At 74.2% G+C, this 17,418-nt stretch carries 17 protein-coding genes; 5 read left to right on the top strand and 12 right to left on the bottom strand.

Features of this window, described 5'->3' with window-relative positions; translation table 11 throughout:
• Positions 1–56 precede the first annotated feature (56 nt).
• From ACFLFB_RS08190 to hrcA, 3 genes are all read right to left on the bottom strand, one after another.
• On the bottom strand, positions 57–800 hold the full coding sequence (locus ACFLFB_RS08190) for a 16S rRNA (uracil(1498)-N(3))-methyltransferase (RefSeq protein ID WP_392545219.1): 744 nt from the start codon (positions 798–800) through the stop codon (positions 57–59).
• Positions 801–819: 19 nt separating this feature from the next.
• The gene (gene dnaJ, locus ACFLFB_RS08185; protein ID WP_392545218.1) at positions 820–1,944 is read right to left on the bottom strand and encodes a molecular chaperone DnaJ; all 1,125 of its coding nucleotides are present in this window, start codon (positions 1,942–1,944) and stop codon (positions 820–822) included.
• Between the two features lie 64 nt (positions 1,945–2,008).
• Positions 2,009–3,040 (bottom strand): heat-inducible transcriptional repressor HrcA, encoded by a 1,032-nt coding sequence (hrcA, locus tag ACFLFB_RS08180; RefSeq protein WP_392545217.1) that lies wholly within the window; start codon positions 3,038–3,040, stop codon positions 2,009–2,011.
• Between the two features lie 164 nt (positions 3,041–3,204).
• Here hrcA and ACFLFB_RS08175 point away from each other — a divergent pair, with 164 nt between their 5' ends.
• On the top strand, positions 3,205–4,086 hold the full coding sequence (locus ACFLFB_RS08175; RefSeq protein WP_392545216.1) for a DUF3097 domain-containing protein: 882 nt from the start codon (positions 3,205–3,207) through the stop codon (positions 4,084–4,086).
• Between the two features lie 14 nt (positions 4,087–4,100).
• On the opposite strand, the gene ACFLFB_RS08170 is transcribed toward ACFLFB_RS08175, so the two are convergent.
• On the bottom strand, positions 4,101–4,412 hold the full coding sequence (locus tag ACFLFB_RS08170; protein ID WP_392545215.1) for a TfoX/Sxy family protein: 312 nt from the start codon (positions 4,410–4,412) through the stop codon (positions 4,101–4,103).
• Positions 4,413–4,572: 160 nt separating this feature from the next.
• On the opposite strand from ACFLFB_RS08170, the gene ACFLFB_RS08165 reads away from it, so the two are divergent.
• A complete protein-coding gene (locus tag ACFLFB_RS08165; RefSeq protein WP_392545214.1) occupies positions 4,573–5,205 on the top strand; it encodes a DUF4870 domain-containing protein in 633 nt (210 codons plus the stop codon).
• Positions 5,206–5,217: 12 nt separating this feature from the next.
• Here the strand turns inward: ACFLFB_RS08165 and hemW are convergent, their stop codons facing one another.
• Positions 5,218–6,438: a radical SAM family heme chaperone HemW gene (gene hemW, locus ACFLFB_RS08160; RefSeq protein ID WP_392545213.1), complete on the bottom strand. Its 1,221-nt coding sequence runs from the start codon at positions 6,436–6,438 to the stop codon at positions 5,218–5,220.
• 55 nt (positions 6,439–6,493) lie between these two features.
• Here hemW and ACFLFB_RS08155 point away from each other — a divergent pair, with 55 nt between their 5' ends.
• Positions 6,494–7,273, top strand: a complete 780-nt coding sequence (locus tag ACFLFB_RS08155) for a tyrosine-protein phosphatase (protein ID WP_392545212.1) — start codon at positions 6,494–6,496, stop codon at positions 7,271–7,273.
• Here ACFLFB_RS08155 and ACFLFB_RS08150 read toward each other — a convergent pair.
• Together ACFLFB_RS08150 and ACFLFB_RS08145 are read right to left on the bottom strand one after the other, a co-directional pair.
• Positions 7,263–8,867, bottom strand: a complete 1,605-nt coding sequence (locus ACFLFB_RS08150; RefSeq protein WP_392545211.1) for an amidohydrolase — start codon at positions 8,865–8,867, stop codon at positions 7,263–7,265. The two genes, ACFLFB_RS08155 and ACFLFB_RS08150, sit on opposite strands and share 11 nt — an antisense overlap.
• A 28-nt stretch (positions 8,868–8,895) precedes the next feature.
• Positions 8,896–9,360, bottom strand: a complete 465-nt coding sequence (locus tag ACFLFB_RS08145) for a hotdog fold domain-containing protein (protein ID WP_392545210.1) — start codon at positions 9,358–9,360, stop codon at positions 8,896–8,898.
• Positions 9,361–9,408: 48 nt separating this feature from the next.
• Between ACFLFB_RS08145 and ACFLFB_RS08140 the strand changes: the two genes are divergently transcribed.
• Together ACFLFB_RS08140 and ACFLFB_RS08135 are read left to right on the top strand one after the other, a co-directional pair.
• Positions 9,409–9,993, top strand: coding sequence for an NUDIX hydrolase (locus ACFLFB_RS08140; RefSeq protein ID WP_392545209.1), 585 nt, complete (start codon positions 9,409–9,411; stop codon positions 9,991–9,993).
• Between the two features lie 53 nt (positions 9,994–10,046).
• Entirely contained in the window at positions 10,047–10,616 is a 570-nt protein-coding gene (locus ACFLFB_RS08135) for a DinB family protein (RefSeq protein ID WP_392545208.1), read from the top strand.
• Here ACFLFB_RS08135 and ACFLFB_RS08130 read toward each other — a convergent pair.
• From ACFLFB_RS08130 to ACFLFB_RS08110, 5 genes are all read right to left on the bottom strand, one after another.
• On the bottom strand, positions 10,574–11,797 hold the full coding sequence (locus ACFLFB_RS08130) for an MFS transporter (RefSeq protein ID WP_392545207.1): 1,224 nt from the start codon (positions 11,795–11,797) through the stop codon (positions 10,574–10,576). The two genes, ACFLFB_RS08135 and ACFLFB_RS08130, sit on opposite strands and share 43 nt — an antisense overlap.
• The gene (gene lepA, locus ACFLFB_RS08125; protein ID WP_392545206.1) at positions 11,794–13,650 is read right to left on the bottom strand and encodes a translation elongation factor 4; all 1,857 of its coding nucleotides are present in this window, start codon (positions 13,648–13,650) and stop codon (positions 11,794–11,796) included. The genes ACFLFB_RS08130 and lepA overlap by 4 nt, the downstream gene beginning before the upstream one ends.
• A 90-nt stretch (positions 13,651–13,740) precedes the next feature.
• Entirely contained in the window at positions 13,741–14,787 is a 1,047-nt protein-coding gene (locus ACFLFB_RS08120) for an ABC transporter ATP-binding protein (RefSeq protein ID WP_392545205.1), read from the bottom strand.
• Positions 14,784–16,271 carry an ABC transporter permease gene (locus ACFLFB_RS08115; RefSeq protein ID WP_392545204.1) on the bottom strand — a complete coding sequence of 496 codons (1,488 nt, stop codon included), beginning with the start codon at positions 16,269–16,271 and terminating at the stop codon, positions 14,784–14,786. Before ACFLFB_RS08115 ends, ACFLFB_RS08120 begins: the two co-directional genes overlap by 4 nt.
• Before the next feature lie 68 nt (positions 16,272–16,339).
• Entirely contained in the window at positions 16,340–17,371 is a 1,032-nt protein-coding gene (locus ACFLFB_RS08110) for an extracellular solute-binding protein (RefSeq protein ID WP_392545203.1), read from the bottom strand.
• Positions 17,372–17,418 lie beyond the last annotated feature (47 nt).

Here is a 17,418-nt window from a genome sequence, read left to right as displayed (position 1 = left end):
CGTGATCACGACACCTCCTGCCCCGTAGCGGGTGATGAAGGGGGGCGGGGGTGGGGTCAGCGCCAGCGGGCGGCGGCGCTGAGTACCGCCAGGGCCGCCGGGCCGGCGCTCGACGAGCGCAGCACCGTGGAGCCCAGCCGCACGGCGGTGGCCCCGGCGGAGACCAGGGCCTGGAGCTCCTCGGGAGAGATGCCACCCTCGGGCCCGACGACGACGAGGACGTCACCCTCGTCGGGCACGGCGGCGCCGGCCAGCGGCGTCGTGGCGTCCTCGTGGAGGACGAAGGTCGCCGCCGCCGACGGCACCCGCCTCACGAGGTCGGCGGTCGTCGCGGTCTCCCCGAGGACCGGGCGGCGCGTGCGTCGCGACTGCTTCGTGGCGGCGACGAGCACGGCGTCCCACTTGCGGCGCGCCTTCTCGCCCCGCTCGCCGCGCCACTGAACGACGCTGCGGGAGGCCTGCCACGGCACGACCTCGTCGACGCCGCACTCGGTGGCGGCCTCGACCGCCTGGTCGTCGCGGTCGTTCTTCGCCAGCGCCTGGACGAGCACGAGGCGCGGGCTGGGCTCGGGGTCGAGGTCGACGGTGAGCACCCGCAGGTCGAGCGTGCCCGCCCCGACGGCGACCACCTCGCCCTCCACCCGCAGCCCTGCGCCGTCGGTGAGCAGGAGGTGCTCCCCCACGCGGGTGCGCCGCACGGTGGCCGCGTGGCGCCCCTCCGGGCCGTCGAGGACGACCGTGTCGCCGGGGCCGCGCCCCGCGAGGGACCCGGACGGCAGGAGGTGGAGGGGCAGCGTCATCAGGGACCGGGCGGGTTGCTCAGCGGGTCTTGAAGGCGTCGCGGAGCTTGCCGAACAGGCCGCCCTCGCCGGGGTTGGAGACGCGCCCCTCGGGGCGCTCCTCGCCGCGGGCCTTGGCGAGCTGGCGCAGCAGCTCCTCCTGCTCGGGGTCGAGGCGCGTGGGCGTCTGGACCATCGTGTGCACGATGACGTCGCCGCGCCCGGTGCCCCGCAGGTGGGTGACCCCGAGCCCGCGCAGCGTGATGGTGTCGCCCGACTGCGCCCCGCGCTTGATGTCGAGGGACTGGGGGCCGTCGAAGGTCTCCATCGACAGGGTCGCGCCGAGGGCGGCGGCCGTCATCGGGACCTCGATCGTGGAGTGGAGGTCGTCGCCGCGGCGCTGGAAGACCGGGTGGCGGTTGACCGCGACCTCGACGTACAGGTCGCCGGCCGGACCGGCCCCCGGGCCGACCTCGCCCTCACCGGCCAGCTGGATGCGGGTGCCGGTGTCGACGCCGGCGGGGACGCGCAGGGTCAGGGTGCGTCGGGTGCGGACGCGGCCGTCGCCGGAGCAGTCGTAGCAGGGGTCGGTGATGATCTCGCCGAAGCCCTGGCAGGTCATGCACGGGCGGGTCGTCATCACCTGGCCGAGGAAGCTGCGCTGCACCTGCTGGATCTCGCCGCGGCCCTCGCAGACGTCGCAGCGGCGGGTGGAGGTGCCCGGGCGCATGCCCGCGCCCTCGCAGGTCTGGCAGCCGACCGCGGTCTCGATGGTGAGGTCCTTCATCGCACCGAACACGGCGTCGCCGAGGTCGATGTCGAGGCGCACGAGCGCGTCCTGGCCGCGCGCCATCCGCGAGCGCGGACCGCGGCCGCCGGCACCCTGGCCGCCGAAGAAGGCGTCCATGATGTCGCTGAAGGAGAAGCCCTGGCCGAAGCCGGCGGCACCGGCGGCGTAGGGGTCGGAGCCCATGTCGTAGGCGCGGCGCTTGTCGGCGTCGGAGAGCACGTCGTAGGCCTGCGAGACCTTCTTGAACTGCTCCTCGGCCTCGGCGCCGGGGTTGACGTCGGGGTGGAGCCGACGCGCGGCCTTGCGGTAGGCGCGCTTGACGTCCTCCGGGCTCGCGTCGCGGGCGACCCCGAGGTCGGCGTAGTAGTCGTTCACGGGTGGGGTGTCCTCCGGACGGGGTGGTGGTCTGGGGTGGTGGTGCGGGCGGTGGTCGCGCGGGTCACTCGTCGAGGATCCGCGAGACGTAGGTGGCGACGGCCCGCACCGCGGCCATCGTCGTGGGGTAGTCCATGCGGGTGGGGCCGACGACCCCGAGCCCGGCCACGAGGTCGGACCCGGCGCCGTACCCGGACGTCACCATCGAGGTCGTGTGCAGGCCCGCGAACGGGTTCTCGTGCCCGATGCGCACGGCCACGGCGTCGCCCTGCTCGGCGACGGTGCCGAGCAGCTTGAGGAGCACGACGTGCTCCTCGAGCGCCTCGAGGACCGGCCCCAGGCTCATCGTGAAGTCGGGGCCGACGCGCGCGAGGTTGGCCGTGCCGGCGAGGACGACGCGCTCCTCGCGCTCCTCGACGAGCGAGTCCTGCAGGGCCGTGACGATGGAGCGGACCAGCTCCCGCAGGGTGGGCTCGATGCGGTCGGGGACTCCGGCGAGCTCGAAGGACGCCTCGGCCAGCGTGCGCCCGCCGATCGCCGCGTTCACCTCGGAGCGCAGGGTGACCATCGCCTTCTCGCCCTCGGGCGTGAGGAGGTCGACGGCGACCTCGATGAGGCGCTGTTCCACCCGCCCCGTGGTCGTGATGAGGACGACGAGCAGGCGGGCCGGCCCGATGGGCACGAGCTCGACGTGGCGCACCGAGCTGCGCGAGAGCGACGGGTACTGGACGACGGCGACCTGGCGGGTCAGCGAGGCAAGGAGACGCACGGTGCGGTCGACGACGTCGTCGAGGTCGACGGCCCCCTGGAGGAACTGGCCGATGGCGCGCTGCTCGGCCCCGCTCATCGGCTTGACCGCGGAGAGCCGGTCGACGAAGAGGCGGTAGCCGGCGTCGGTGGGGATGCGCCCGGCGCTGGTGTGCGGGGCCGCGATGAGGCCCTCCTCCTCCAGCGCCGCCATGTCGTTGCGGACCGTGGCGGCGGAGACGCCGAGGTGGTGGCGCTCGAGCAGCGCCTTGGAGCCGACCGGCTCGGAGGTCTGCACGTAGTCCTGGACGATGGCGCGCAGCACGCGCAGGCGTCGGTCCTCGCTCATCCGGTGGTCACCTCCGAGGTCGACGGTCAGGGCTGGGGCGCTCGCGGCGCTCTTGGCACTCTCGTGCAACGAGTGCCAATTCTACGGGGTGCCCCCGACCCCGCGCGAACCGCGGCGGCGTGCCACCGCGACGAAAGGCGTGGTGGCGGGTTAGCGTCGCCGCCGTGGTGGACAGGTACGGCGGCGACGTCCTCGGTGGCGACTGGAAACGACCCCCGAAGGGGCGCAGCGTCGAGCTGGCCGCCGAACCGGGCACGGTCGTGGAGGACGTGGAGACCGGTTGGGTGGGCGCCGTCGTGCGCGTGGAGAAGGCCGGCGGGGTGCACGTCGTCCACCTGGAGGACCGGCGCGGGCGCACCAAGGGCTTCCGGCTGGGGCCGGGCTTCCTCGTGGACGGCTCCCCCGTGACGCTCACCAAGCCGATGGCGCGCGAGGCGGCGCGGCTGGCCGAGGCCAGAGCGGCCGGTGCGCGCACGGCGAGCGGGTCGCGTTCGGTGGCCGGGACGAGGGCGCGCGTGGCCAGCGGGTCGCGGATCTTCGTCGAGGGCAAGCACGACGCCGAGCTCGTGGAGAAGGTCTGGGGCGACGACCTGCGCGTGGAGGGCGTCGTGGTGGAGATGCTCGACGGGGTCGACGACCTCGCCGGCGCCATCCGGGACTTCGCCCCGTCGCCGGAGCGCCGGATGGGCGTGCTCGTGGACCATCTCGTGCCCGGCACGAAGGAGATGCGCGTCGTGGAGGAGGCCCGCCGGCTGCGCCCCTGGGCCCCGCACGTGCTCGTCGTCGGCCACCCGTACGTCGACGTCTGGCAGTCGGTGAAGCCCGAGCGCCTCGGGATGCAGGCCTGGCCCGTCATCCCGCGCGGGACGTCGTGGAAGCACGGCATCTGCGCCCACCTCGGCTGGCCGCACGCGACCCAGGCCGACGTCGCGATGGCGTGGCGCCGCATCCTCGGGTCGGTGGGGTCGTGGACCGACCTCGAGCCCGAGCTGCTCGGACGGGTGGAGGAGCTCATCGACTTCGTCACCGCGCCCGGCTCGGCGTAGGCCGACGGGACCCGCTAGGACTTCCAGACCGCCGCGCGCGCCGCCGCGACGCCGAGGTCGAGCCACTCGCGCAGGTCGGCGTCGTCGCCGAGGAGGACCGGGGCGACGTGCACCCAGCCGCGGCTGGCGCGCCCGCCCATGACCATCGGCTCGACCCCCTCGGTGGCGAGCAGGTCGGCCTGCTGGTCGGCGCCGACGCGCACGAGCAGGCCGCGCAGGCTGACCGAGCAGGCGAGGGCGCCGTCGACCATGAAGCCGGTGCCCCCGAACATGCGCTTCTCCTCGGCTGGGGGAAGCGCCGCGCGGACCCGGTCGAGAAGCTCCATGGCACCAGTGTGGCCAACGGCGCCGACACCGCGGGGACGTTTGGTCGGGGTCGCCCCTGAGCCGACCCCGAGAGCGACCCCGGCGCACCCCCGGAACGGGATCGTGGAGGGGGTCCTTCGGTGTTGGATGGGCACAGACCACCTCGACGAAGGACCAGCCATGAGCGACACCACCCCTCGCCCCGACGAGACCCCCACCGACCCCACGGCCCCGCCGCCGCCTCCGGCACCCGAGGCCGCTGCCCCCGAGGCCGCTGCCCCCGAGGCCGCCACCGCCGAGGCCCCTCTCGCACCCCCCGCCCCGGCCCCCGCCGAGCAGCCGTACCCGACGCCGCCCCCGCCTGCCGCGTACGAGCAGCCCCAGGACGCACAGCAGCACCCGCCCTACTACGCCCAGCAGTCCCCGCCGCAGTACGCGCCGCAGGCCGCCCCCCTCACCCCGAGCGAGGAGCGCACCTGGGGCATGCTCAGCCACGTCGTCGGCGGCGGCGCGATGGTGCTGTCCGGTGGCTTCCTCGGCTTCGTCGGCTCCCTGGTCATCTACCTGATGTACAAGGACCGCGGCCCCTTCGTGCGGGCCCACGCGGCGAACTCGCTCAACGTGCAGATCACCGCGGGCATCGGCTTCCTCATCGGTTGGCTGCTGACCATCACGATCATCGGCGCCCTCATCGGCATCCCGATCCTCATCGCGGTCTTCATCTGGGCCGTCGTCGTCCACATCATCGGCGCGGTGAAGGCGAACAACGGTGAGTGGTGGACCCCGCCGATGACCCCGCAGTTCATCAAGTAGGCGCTGGACCCGCTACACCCCGAGCAGGCGCCGCACCACGGCATCGGCGAGCAGCCGACCCCGCCGGGTGAGGACGACCCGCCGTTCCCCCACGGCCGCACGGCCGTCGACCAGCCCGTCAGCGACGAGGCCGGCGACGGCGGTGCGGCCGTCGGCGTGCAGGACGTCGACGGGCAGCCCCTCGCGCAGCCGCACGCCCAGCAGGACGCGCTCGTCGTGCCGCTGCTCGGCGGTGAGGGTCTCGCGGCCGGCCGCGGGTGAGCGGCCCTCGGCGAGGGCGGCGGCGTAGGTGCGCGGGTGCTTGACGTTCCACCAGCGGACCCCTCCGACGTGGCTGTGCGCGCCCGGGCCGATCCCCCACCAGGGGTCGCCGCGCCAGTAGCCCTCGTTGTGGCGGCAGCGGGCGGCGTCGTCGCGGGCCCAGTTGCTCACCTCGTACCAGCCGAATCCGGCCGCGGAGAGGAGCTCGTCGGCGAGCTCGTACTTGTCGGCCTCGTCGTCGCCGTCGGGCAGCGGGAGCTCGCCGCGGCGCACCTGCACGGCCATCCGGGTGCCCTCCTCGATGACGAGGGCGTAGGCCGAGACGTGGTCGGGCCCGAGGGCGATGGCGGCCTCGAGGCTGGCCCGCCAGTCCTCCAGCGACTCCCCCGGCGTGCCGTAGATGAGGTCGACGCTCGTCGCCAGACCGGCGGCACGGGCGCCCTCGACGGCCAGCGCCACGCGGGCCGGGTCGTGGGTGCGGTCGAGGGTGCGCAGCACGTGCGGGACGACCGACTGCATCCCGATGCTGACCCGGGTGAAGCCACCGTCGGCGAGCGTCCTCAGGTCCTCCGGGGTCACCGAGTCGGGGTTGGCCTCGGTGGTGACCTCGGCGCCGTCGGCGAGGCCGAACCGCTCGCGGACCCCGTTGACGAGGCGGACGAGGTCGTCCGGCGGGAGCAGGGTCGGGGTGCCGCCGCCGACGAAGACCGTGTGCACGGGTCCGGCCCCGTCGCCCAGGACGCGCGCGGCGAGGTCGAGCTCGGCCAGGGCGGTGGTCGCGAAGTCGTCGGTGGAGGCACCGGGGCCGAGCTCGCCGAGCGTGTAGGTGTTGAAGTCGCAGTAGCCACAGCGCACCGAGCAGAACGGCACGTGCAGGTAGAGGCCCAGGCGGGCGCCGGGGAGCGTGGCGAGCGCCTCGGGCGGCAGCTCACCGGACGCGGGCGCGGGGTCGCCGTCGGGCAGTCGGGGCACGGCACCATCCTCCCCTGCCCGCCGGGGGCCGGCGGGGCCGACCTACGATGGCGGGGTGACGGACCGGTGGATCGAGCTCGACGGACTCGTCAACATGCGCGACCTCGGCGGCCTGCCCACGCGCGACGGCGGGACCGTGGCGACCGGGCGGCTCATCCGCTCCGACAACCTCCAGGACCTCTCCGACGCCGACGTCACCCGGCTCGTCGACGAGCTGGGCGTCACCGACATCGTCGACCTGCGCACCGACACCGAGCTGCACCTCGAGGGGCCCGGGCCGCTGCGCCGCGTGGAGGCCCTGACGCACCACCACCACTCCCTCATCGAGGAGCAGCGGGCGAGCGAGTCGGTCGGCGACGTGGGGCGGCGTGCCCTGCCCTGGCGCGACGACGACCCGGTCCGCGACGCGTCGTTCTGGGCCAGCCACTACCTGCGCTACCTCGCCAAACGCCCCGAGTCCGTCGCCGCGGCGCTCGAGGTCGTCGCGGGCGCCGAGGGCGCGGTCGTCGTCCACTGTGCCGCCGGCAAGGACCGCACGGGCACCGTCGTCGCGATGGCGCTCGACGTCGCCGGCGTCCCCCACGACGAGATCGTGGCCGACTACGTCCTCACCGCCGAGCGGCTGGAGCGGATCATCGGCCGCCTCATGCCGCGCGAGTCCTACGGCGAGGCGCTCGCCAAGCAGAAGCTCGAGGACCAGCTCCCCCGCGCCGAGTCGATCGAGGCGATCCTCGCCGCGGTCCACGAGGGCTGGGGCGGCGCGGCCGGCTGGCTGCTCGCCCACGGCTGGTCGCCGGCCGACGTCGAGCGCCTGCGCACCCGCCTCACCCGCTGAGGTCGACCCTCCGGCCCCGCAGCCAGGTCCCGACGACCCGCAACCGCGCGAGGTCGAGCGGGGATGCCACCGAGAACGGGTCGGCGTCGAGGAGCACGAGGTCGGCGTCGTCACCGGGGCGCAGCGTGCCGGCCGGGCGGAACGCCTGGTGCGCCGTGCCCGCGGTGTACGCGGTGAGCGCCGCCTCGAGGGAGAGGCGCTCGTCCGGGGTCCAACCGCCCTCCGGCACCCCGTCAGGCGTCTGCCGGGAGCACGCCACCGCGAGGCCCTCGAGCGGGTCGGGCGAGGACACCGGCCAGTCCGAGCCGAACGAGAGCCGCACCCCGAGGGCAGCCAGCGAGGCGAGCGGGTACTGCGCGGCCGAGCGGTCGTCGCCGAGCCGCGGCACCGTGAGCTCCTCCATCACCGGGTCGAGCTGGGCCCACAGCGGCTCGGCGTTCGCGACCACCCCGAGGGCCGCCATCCGCGCCCGGTCGGCGGGGTCGACGAGCTGGACGTGGGCGAGGACGGGCCGCCGGTCGCGCGGCCCGTTGGCCCGGTCGGCGGCCTCGAGGGCGTCGAGCGCCACCCGCGCGGCCCGGTCGCCGATCGCGTGCACGTGTGTCTGGAACCCGGCGGCATCGACGGCCGTGACGACCTGTGCGAGCGCCTCCGGCTCCCAGACGAGCATGCCCGCGTGGGCGCACCCCGGCATCGAGTACGGCTGCAGGAGAGCGGCCGTCGCGTTCTCGACGACGCCGTCGGCGAAGAGCTTGACCGTCTCGGCGGTGAGGAGCGGGTCGCCGTGCACGCGCACCCGCTCGCGCAGGGCCACGAGCACCTCGACCTGGTCGGGGCCGCGCCGCGGGTCGGCGTACAGCGCGAGGTTCACCGCACAGTGCAGCCGGCCCTCGCGCGACGCGGCCAGGTAGGTCTCGACGTCGTCAGCCTCGGCCCACGCGTCCTGCACCCAGGTGATGCCGAGCGCCGCGAGGTGGCGGGTGGCCCGCTCCAGCGCGCCGACCCGCACCTCCAGCGGGTGTGGGCCGCACCGGTCGAGGACGAGGTCGACGGCGCCCCACTCCAGCAGCGTCCCCAGCGGCGACCCGTCGGGGCGGCGCGGGATCTCGCCGAGCTCGGGCTGGGGCGTGGCCGCGTCGATGCCCGCCCGCTCGAGGGCGACGCTGTTGACCCAGGCCGCGTGGTAGTCGCCGGCGCGCAGGACGACGGGGCGGTCGGGCACGGCGGCGTCGAGCCACCGCGCGTCGAAGAGTCCGTCGGGAGCGAGCGTCGAGTCGTACGACGCCCCCACCACCCAGGGCTCGTCGGGGTGCGCCGCCGCCCAGCGCGCCACCTCGGCGACGATGCCGGCCACCGAGCCCTGCTCGCGGATGCGCGGCCCCTCGTCCTCCAGGGCGGCGAACACCGGGTGCGCGTGCCCGTCGCCGAACGCCGGGAGGAGGAGGCCGTCGACCTCGACCTCGGTGACGCCGTCACCCCGCAGCTCGCGGGCCGCGGCGCCCACGGCGAGGACCCGCCCGTTGCGGACCGCCACGGCGTCGAGGTGCCCCTGTGCGGGGCACCAGGCCCGGCCGAGGAAGAGGGTGGTCGTCATCGCCGCCACCCTCTCGCACGAACCACCCTCAGCGGGAGGGCTTCTCGCTGACGTAGATGGTGATGGTGCCCTCGACGACGACGGTGCCGTCAGTGCGCACCGCCCGCACGCGCACGGGCACGTCGCCGACCTCGGCCCAGTCGGCCTCGTCGGTCTCGGCGACGCAGAGCAGGTCGGTCGTCGACTTCGCGAGGTAGGCGACGGTCATCCCCTTGGGGATCCAGCGCCGGCCGGGCGGGGTGGTGGCCTCGGCGAGCAGCCCCATCGCGGCCTCGAGGCCGTTGCACACGGCGATGGCGTGCACGGTGCCGATGTGGTTCTGCACGCCCCAGCGCTTGGCGACCGTGAGCTCGGCGTGGTTCGGGCGGACCTCGCGCACCTGCGGGCGCACCGTCCGGAAGTACGGCGCCTTGAGGGAGAACAGGGTGGAGAAGGCGAGGCGACCCAGCGGGCGGTCGGCGAGCCGGCGGTAGAGCGCGTAGGTCTGGGTCATGGCGGTGATGTTACCCGCGGGTAGGTCCTCGGTGGCTAGGGTCGCGGGGTGACCTCCGCCTCGGACCCCGCCCCGCTCCCCGGCCAGCCCGGGTTCGTCGTGCCGGCCCCCGCCGACCGCCCCAGGTTCGAGCGCAGGGCGGTGCGCGTCCTCCTCCTCGACGAGGACGACCGCATCCTGCTGCTGCAGGACACCGACCTCGGGCTCGACCCCGTCGCGCACTGGTGGGCGACCCCGGGCGGCGGCGTGGACCCGGGTGAGAGCGATCCCGCGGCCGCTGTCCGTGAGCTGGGCGAGGAGACCGGGCTGGTCGTCACCGAGGGCGACCTCATCGGTCCGTTCCTCGTTCGCACCGCGGTCCACGGTTTCAGCGACAAGGTCGTCGACCAGACCGAGGTGTTCTTCGCGGTGCGCGTGCCCGCGTTCGAGGTCGACACCGCCGGCCACACGGCGGAGGAGCAGCTGACCGTCGCCGACATCCGCTGGTGGGAGCTCGAGGCACTGGGCGCCACCGACGAGGACGTCTGGCCCCGCGACCTGCACGACCTCCTCGCCCTCGCGGCGCGGCCGGACGCGTGGAGCGACGGCCCGGTCGAGGGTGGGACGGTCGAGGAGTCGAGCCTTCCCGCCTGAGCGGGCGGTAACTCGGGCGACCCGTGTCGGGGTCGGATGGCAGGCTGCCCGGCATGGATGCGAACGAGACGGCCTGGCGGTACCTGCGGACCCAGCGCGAGTCGGTGCTCTGGAAGGTCGAGGGCGTCGCCGAGCGCGATCTGCGGATGCCGCTCACCGCCACCGGCACCAACCTCCTCGGCCTGGTCAAGCACCTCGCCGGCTGCGAGGCCGAGTACTTCGGCGCGTGCATCGGCCGCCCCTGGCCCGAGCGGATGGCCTTCTGGGCCGACGACGCCGAGCCCAACGACGACATGTGGGCCACCGCCGACGAGTCGCCCGAGCAGGTCATCGACCTCTACCGCCGGGTCATCGCGTTCGCCGACGAGACCGTGGCGCCCCTCGACCGCGACGCCCCCGCCACCGTGCCGTGGTGGCGCGAGCCCGACACCACGGTGCACGCCCTGCTCGTGCACATGGCCGTCGAGACGGCCCGGCACCTGGGCCACATCGACATCCTGCGCGAGCAGGTCGACGGCAGCCGCGGCCTGCGTGACGGCGTCAGCAACCTGCCCGACGTCGACGACCAGTGGTGGGCCGACTACGTGGAGCGGCTGCGCGACCTCGCCGGGCGATCCGGCTGAGGGCGCCGGAGCAGGTACTCGAGGACGAGGACGCCCAGGCCCACCGCCACGAGGAGGGCGCACGCGCCGAACACCCCGGGGTAGCCGAGCGCGGGCACCCCCGCCACGGCGACGACCGGTCCGGCGAGCACGGCGCCCACCCGCGTGGTGTTCATGAACAACCCCGACGCCAGACCGGGCCGCCCCACGACCTCCTGCACCAGCGTGAGCCCCACCCCTGACGTCACCGCCACGAACAGGGCGTTGAGCACCTGCACCGCGACGAGGGCCACGGGACCGCCGACCACCGTCATCGCCAGGTAGTAGGCGACACCGGCCACGCACCCGGCCGCGATGATCCGGCGCGGACCGAAGCGGCCGGACATCCGTCCCAGGGCCACGAGCACCGGGATCTCCAGCGCCGCCGCCGTCCCCAGGGCCACACCACCCCAGACGAGCGAGAGGCCCAACCGCTCGGTGACGAGGAGCGGCAGCGTCGACACCGCCGCGTTGCCCGCCGCGCCCAGCAGGACGAACGCCAGCAGGAGCAGCCCCACCTCGGGGCGCCGCACCGCGTCGAGCATGCGGTCGCCCACCGCCGGGACGGCCACGGCCGACTCGGCCTCGAGCGCGGCCCGGGAGCGCTCGCGGATCATCGCGGTCGTCACCCCGAACGACACCAGCGCCACGGCCGCGATGGCCCAGAGGATCGAGCGGTTGCCGAGCAGCCCCATGAGGAACGCCGCCAGCGGTGGCCCGGCCACCCAGGCGAACGAGAACACCGCCCGCACCCGCATGACGTCGCGCACCGTGGCCCCCGTGGAGCGCTGGTGCGCGAACAGCAGCCCGATCCCGACCCCCGCCGGGCCGCCCAGCGCCACCAGTGCGACGACCGCCATCGGCAGGGTCGTGGCCAGGGCGAGCGCGGTGACGAGGAGCACCGTGAAGACGCCGCACCACAGCATCGGGCGCAGGTAGTCGCCCGAGCGGTCGGCGCGCGTCGGGACGACGAGCGTGGAGACGAACCCGCTGACGTTGTAGGCAGCGAGGGCCACCCCGACCTGACCGGGCGTCGCGTCGTAGAGCGTGACGAGGATGATCCCGATCGCCGGGTTGAGGAAGGCGAACTGGACGCCCCACAGCAGCGCCGAGGCGGGGAGGAACAGGCGGTCGGACCGGGCCGGGACGACCCCCGTGCTCACTTCTTGGTGGCCTGGGCGCCGGCTCCGTCGGAGGTCAGCGCGGCGATGAACGCCTCGGGCGGCACCTCGACCGAGCCGATGTTCTTCATCCGCTTCTTGCCGGCCTTCTGCTTCTCGAGCAGCTTGCGCTTGCGCGAGATGTCACCGCCGTAGCACTTGGCCAGGACGTCCTTGCGGATGGCGCGGATGTTCTCGCGGGCGATGACCCGGGCGCCGACGGCGGCCTGGATCGGCACCTCGAACTGCTGGCGCGGGATGAGCTCCTTGAGCTTGCCGGCCATCATCACGCCGTAGCCGTAGGCCTTGTCCTTGTGGACGATCGCGGAGAACGCGTCGACGGTCTCGCCCTGGAGGAGGATGTCGACCTTGACGAGGTCGGCCGCCTGGTCGCCGTCGGGCTCGTAGTCGAGGCTGGCGTAGCCGCGGGTGCGCGACTTGAGCTGGTCGAAGAAGTCGAAGACGACCTCGGCCATCGGCAGGGTGTAGCGCATCTCGACGCGCTCCTCGGACAGGTAGTCCATGCCGAGCAGGGTGCCGCGCTTGCCCTGGCACAGCTCCATGATCGCGCCGATGAACTCGCTCGGCGCGAGGATGGTGGCGCGCACCTTGGGCTCGCGCACCTCGGCGACCTTGCCGCCGGGGAACTCGCTGGGGTTGGTGACGACGATCTGCGTGCCGTCGTCCATCGAGACCTCGTAGACGACGTTGGGCTGGGTGGAGATGAGCTCGAGGTCGAACTCGCGCTCGAGGCGCTCGCGGACGATCTCGAGGTGGAGCAGGCCGAGGAAGCCGCAGCGGAAGCCGAAGCCGAGCGCCACGGAGGTCTCGGGCTCGTAGACGAGCGCGGCGTCGTTGAGCTTGAGCTTGTCGAGCGCCTCGCGCAGGTCGGGGTAGTCCGAGCCGTCGAGCGGGAAGAGCCCGGAGAAGACCATCGGCTTGGGGTCGCGGTAGCCGCCGAGCGCCTCAGTGGCGGGCTTGGCGGCGTTGGTCACGGTGTCGCCGACCTTGGACTGGCGCACGTCCTTGACGCCGGTGATGAGGTAGCCCACCTCGCCGACACCCAGGCCCTTGCCGGGGACCGGTTCCGGGCTGATGACACCGATCTCGAGCAGCTCGTGGTGGGCGCGGGTCGACATCATGACGATCCGCTCGCGCGGGTTGAGGTTGCCGTCGATGACGCGCACGTAGGTGACGACGCCGCGGTAGGTGTCGTAGACCGAGTCGAAGATCATCGCGCGGGCCGGGGCGTCGGCGTTCCCGGACGGCGCGGGGATCTGGCGAACGATCTCGTCGAGGAGCGGCTCGACCCCGACCCCGGTCTTGCCCGACACCCGGAAGCAGTCCTCGGGCTCGCAGCCGATGAGCTTCGCGAGCTCCTCGGCGTACTTCTCGGGCTGCGCCGCCGGCAGGTCGATCTTGTTGAGCACCGGGATGATGGTGAGCTCGTTCTCCATCGCGAGGTAGAGGTTCGCGAGGGTCTGCGCCTCGATGCCCTGCGCGGCGTCGACGAGCAGGACGGCGCCCTCGCACGCGGCGAGGCTGCGGCTCACCTCGTAGGTGAAGTCGACGTGCCCCGGGGTGTCGATCATGTTCAGCACGTGCTGCGAGCCGTCGAGGTCCCACGGCATGCGCACGGCCTGGCTCTTGATGGTGATGCCGCGCTCGCGCTCGATGTCCATGCGGTCGAGGTACTGGGCGCGCATGGCCCGGTCGTCGACGACGCCGGTGATCTGCAGCATGCGGTCGGCCAGGGTCGACTTGCCGTGGTCGATGTGGGCGATGATGCAGAAGTTGCGGATCGCCTCCGGCGGCGTGGCGTGCGGCTGCAGCGCGGTGCGGGCACGGGGGGACACGAGCGGGTGGTTTCCTTGCGTCGGGCGGTCAGGGCACTGGCCCACCAGTCTCCCACGGATCGGCCGGTGGCCCGGCACCCCCGAGGTCGGTCAGGGCTGCTGCGGCGGGACGGGGAAGAATCGGGCGGCCCCCGTGACCCCGACCCGCACGGCCCCGCGCACGGGGACCTCGCCGAGGGTGCGGACCTGCACCTCGACCGCGCCACCGTCGGCCGGGACCCGCACGCGCACGAGCGCGTCGTGGCCGAAGTACTCGCCGCCGACGACCTCGCCGGGGGCGCCATCGGCGCCGTCGGCCGGCAGGAGTCGCAGCTGCTCGGGCCGCAGCATCACCACGCCCCGTCCGGCCGGTGCTCCGGCCACGGACAGCGCACCGAGCGCGGTGGCGGCCACGCCGTCGCTCACGGCGGCGGGCAGCTCGACGACCTGCCCGACGAACCGGGCCACCCCGAGCGCCACGGGGGCGCGGTAGACGGCCTGCGGGGTGTCGTGCATCTGGATGCGGCCGCCGTCGAGGACGGCGACGGTGTCGGCGATGGACAGGGCCTCGTCCTGGTCGTGGGTGACGACGAGCGCCGTGGCCCGCGAGCGGTCGAGGGCCTCGCGGACCTGGCTGCGCACCGACTCGCGCAGGGTGGCGTCGAGCGCGGAGAAGGGCTCGTCGAGCAGGACGAGCGAGGGGTCGGGGGCGAGCGCGCGGGCCAGGGCGACGCGCTGCTGCTGACCGCCGGAGAGCTCGTCGGGGTGGCGCTCCTCGAACCCGGCGAGCCCGACGAGGGCCAGCACCTCGCCGACCCGGGGCGAGCGGCGGCGCTCGGCGCGTGGCAGCCCGAAGGCGACGTTCTCGCCGACCGACAGGTGCGGGAAGAGCGCGCCCTCCTGGGGGACGAGGGCGGTGCCGCGGCGCTCGGGCGCGAGGTGGCGGCCCTCCCCCGAGACCACGGTGTCCCCGATCCGGATCTCGCCGCGGTCGGGACGGACGAACCCCGCGACGGCGCGCAGCAGGGTCGTCTTGCCGCACCCGGACGGGCCGAGGACGGCGGCGACGCTCCCGCTGGGCACCTCGAGGTCGACACCCCTGAGCACGGCGAGGTCGCCGAGGGTGACGTCGAGGCCGCGGACGGTCAGCGTGCTCATCGGGCCGTTCCTCGGTCGCGGTCGGTGGCTCGCATGAGCCAGATGGTGGGCAGCACGGCGAGGACGACGAGCGCCAGGCCGTAGGGGGCCGCCGCCCCGTACGCTCCCACACCGGTCTCGGTCCACAGGCTCGTGGCGAGGGTGTCGGTGCCGGTGGGGCGGAGCAGCAGGGTGGCCGGGAGCTCCTTCATGCAGGTGAGCAGGACGAGCGCCGCACCCGCCCCGATCCCGGGCGCGGCCAGCGGCAGGGTGACCCGCCGCAGCACCTGCCCCGGCGTCGACCCGAGGGAGCGCGCCACCTCCTCGCCGCGGACCGGGCTCTGCGCCACCGAGGTCCGCACCGCGCCGACCGCGGCAGGGAGGAAGAGGACGACGTAGGCGAGGACGAGCAGCGGCGCCTCCTGGTAGGCCCACGGCACGACGCGGACGCCGAGGAAGACCAGCGCCAGCGCGACGACGATGCCGGGCAGCGCGTGCCCGGCGTAGGCCACCTGCTCGACCACCGTGGTGAACCGCCCCCGGTACCGCGCCGCGAGGATGCCGACGGGCACGGCGCCCAGCGTGCAGGCGAGCGCGCCGAGCAGGGCGAGCCAGGCCGTGGAGCCGACGCTGGAGAGCAGCCGCCCGGCGTCGATGCCGCCGGAGAGCCCGGTGGTGAACCAGTAGAGGAGCGAGACCACCGGGAAGACCAGGGCCAGGGCGACGACCGCGCCGGCCGCCCCCGCCATCGGGGCCCGCAGACCCCCGAGGTGCACCGGCTCGGGCACCCGCGACACCCCGCCACCGACCCGGCCCGCGTCACGGCGCCGGACCCGCCACTCCCCCGCGCTGATCGCGACGGTGAGCAGGACGAGGAGGAGCGCGAGCACGGCGGCGGTGGTGCGGTCGAAGCTCGAGCGGTAGGCGCTGTGGATGACCCGGGTGAAGACGTCGTAGCGCAGGATCGACACCGACCCGAAGTCGCTGAGCGTGTAGAGCGCGACGAGCAGCCCGCCGGCGGCCGCCGCCGGGCGGACCTGGCGCAGGGTGACCGCGCGGAACGCCTGCCACGGGGTGCGGCCGAGGCTGCGGGCCACCTCCTCGACGCCCGGGTCGGCCCGGCGCAGCGCGGCCAGCACGGGGAGGTAGACGTAGGGGTAGCAGCACAGGGTGAGGACGAGCACCGACCCCACGAGCCCGGCGACCTCCGGCACCGCCGAGATCCAGGCGAACGCCGCCACGTAGCTGGGGACCGCCAGCGGCAGCGGGGCCACGGCGGCCAGGAGCCGTCGCCCCGGCAGGTCGGTGCGGGTCGCGAGGAAGGCCAGCCCGACCCCGATGACCAGGCTCAGCCCCGTGACGAGCACGACGAGCAGGACGCTGCGCCCCACGAGGACCGCCGTGCGCTCCCGGAGGACGATCGCGGCGACCCGCGCCGGCCCCGCCTCCCCCGCCCGCACGACGAGGTAGGCGATGGGGACGAGCGCCACGAGGGCGACGACCACCGCCGGCGCCGTGAGGAAGGCCGGGGGGCGGGGGCCGCGACGCCTGACGGCCGCCGGCGTCAGCGTGCTCAGGTGAGCCCGACCTCGTCGAGGAGGGCGAGGGTCGCGTCGAGGGAGTCGAGCTGGTTGAGGTCGATGCTCGCGCGGGTCAGCTGGTCGAGCGGCACGAGGTCGTGCCTGGTCGACGAGACGCCTTCGACGACCGGGTACTCGGCGGTCTCGTCGGCGAAGTACTGCTGACCCTCCGGCGAGAGCAGGAAGTCGATCGCCGTGAGGGCGGCCTCCTTCTGGGGGCTGCCCGCGATGACGCCGGCACCGGCGACGTTGACGAGGGCGCCCGGGTCGTCGGCGTTCAGGAAGTGGATCCTGGCCTTGACGCCGGCGGCGCCCTTCTCGGCGACCCGCTCGTACCAGTAGTAGTGGTTGACCAGGCCCAGGGCGACCTGGCCGGACTCCACGGCGTCGAGGACGAGGAGGTTGTTGTCGTAGGTCTTCGGCTCGTTGGCCTGGAGCTTCTCGAGCCACTGCCTGGCGCCGTCCTCGCCCTTGGTGACGCGCAGGGCGGTGACGAAGGACTGGAACGAGGCGTTGGTGGGAGCGATGCCGATCTTCCCCTTGTACGCGGGGTCGAGGACGGCGTCGACGGTGGTCATCTCGGTGACCTCGGGCGCCTGGGCGGGGTCGTAGGCGATGACGCGGGCCCGGGCCGACGTGGCCACCCAGTGGGCGTTCTCGTCGGCGAAGCCCTCACGGACCTGCCCGAGGGTCGCGCCCGGAAGGGTCTCCAGGCGGCCGGCCCTGCCGACGGCGCCGAGGGCCCCGGCGTCCTGGCTGAAGAAGAGGTCGGCCTTGGTGCCCTCGCCCTCCTCGAGGAGCTGGGCGGCCATCTCGCTGGAGCCGCCGTAGCGGACCTGGACGTCGATGCCGGTCTTCTCCTCGAGGCGCTCGAGCAGGGGCTTGACGAGGTTCTCGTTGCGTCCGGAGTAGATGACGAGGGCGTCGTCGGACAGCGGCTCCTCCCCGTCGTCCGCGCCACAGGCGGCGGTCGTCAGGGCGATGAGGGCGGCCGCGCTCATCGCGAGCGCGCGGCGGAACGACATGGGTGGACTCCTCGGGCGGGGACCGGACGGGTCCCAACGTATGAGGT

The organism is Oryzobacter telluris, assembly GCF_043099285.1.
Taxonomy (GTDB): Bacteria; Actinomycetota; Actinomycetes; order Actinomycetales; family Dermatophilaceae; genus Oryzobacter; species Oryzobacter telluris.
The sequence above is the reverse complement of the archived record's forward strand: the minus strand, read 5'-3'. Positions and strand labels throughout refer to the sequence as shown.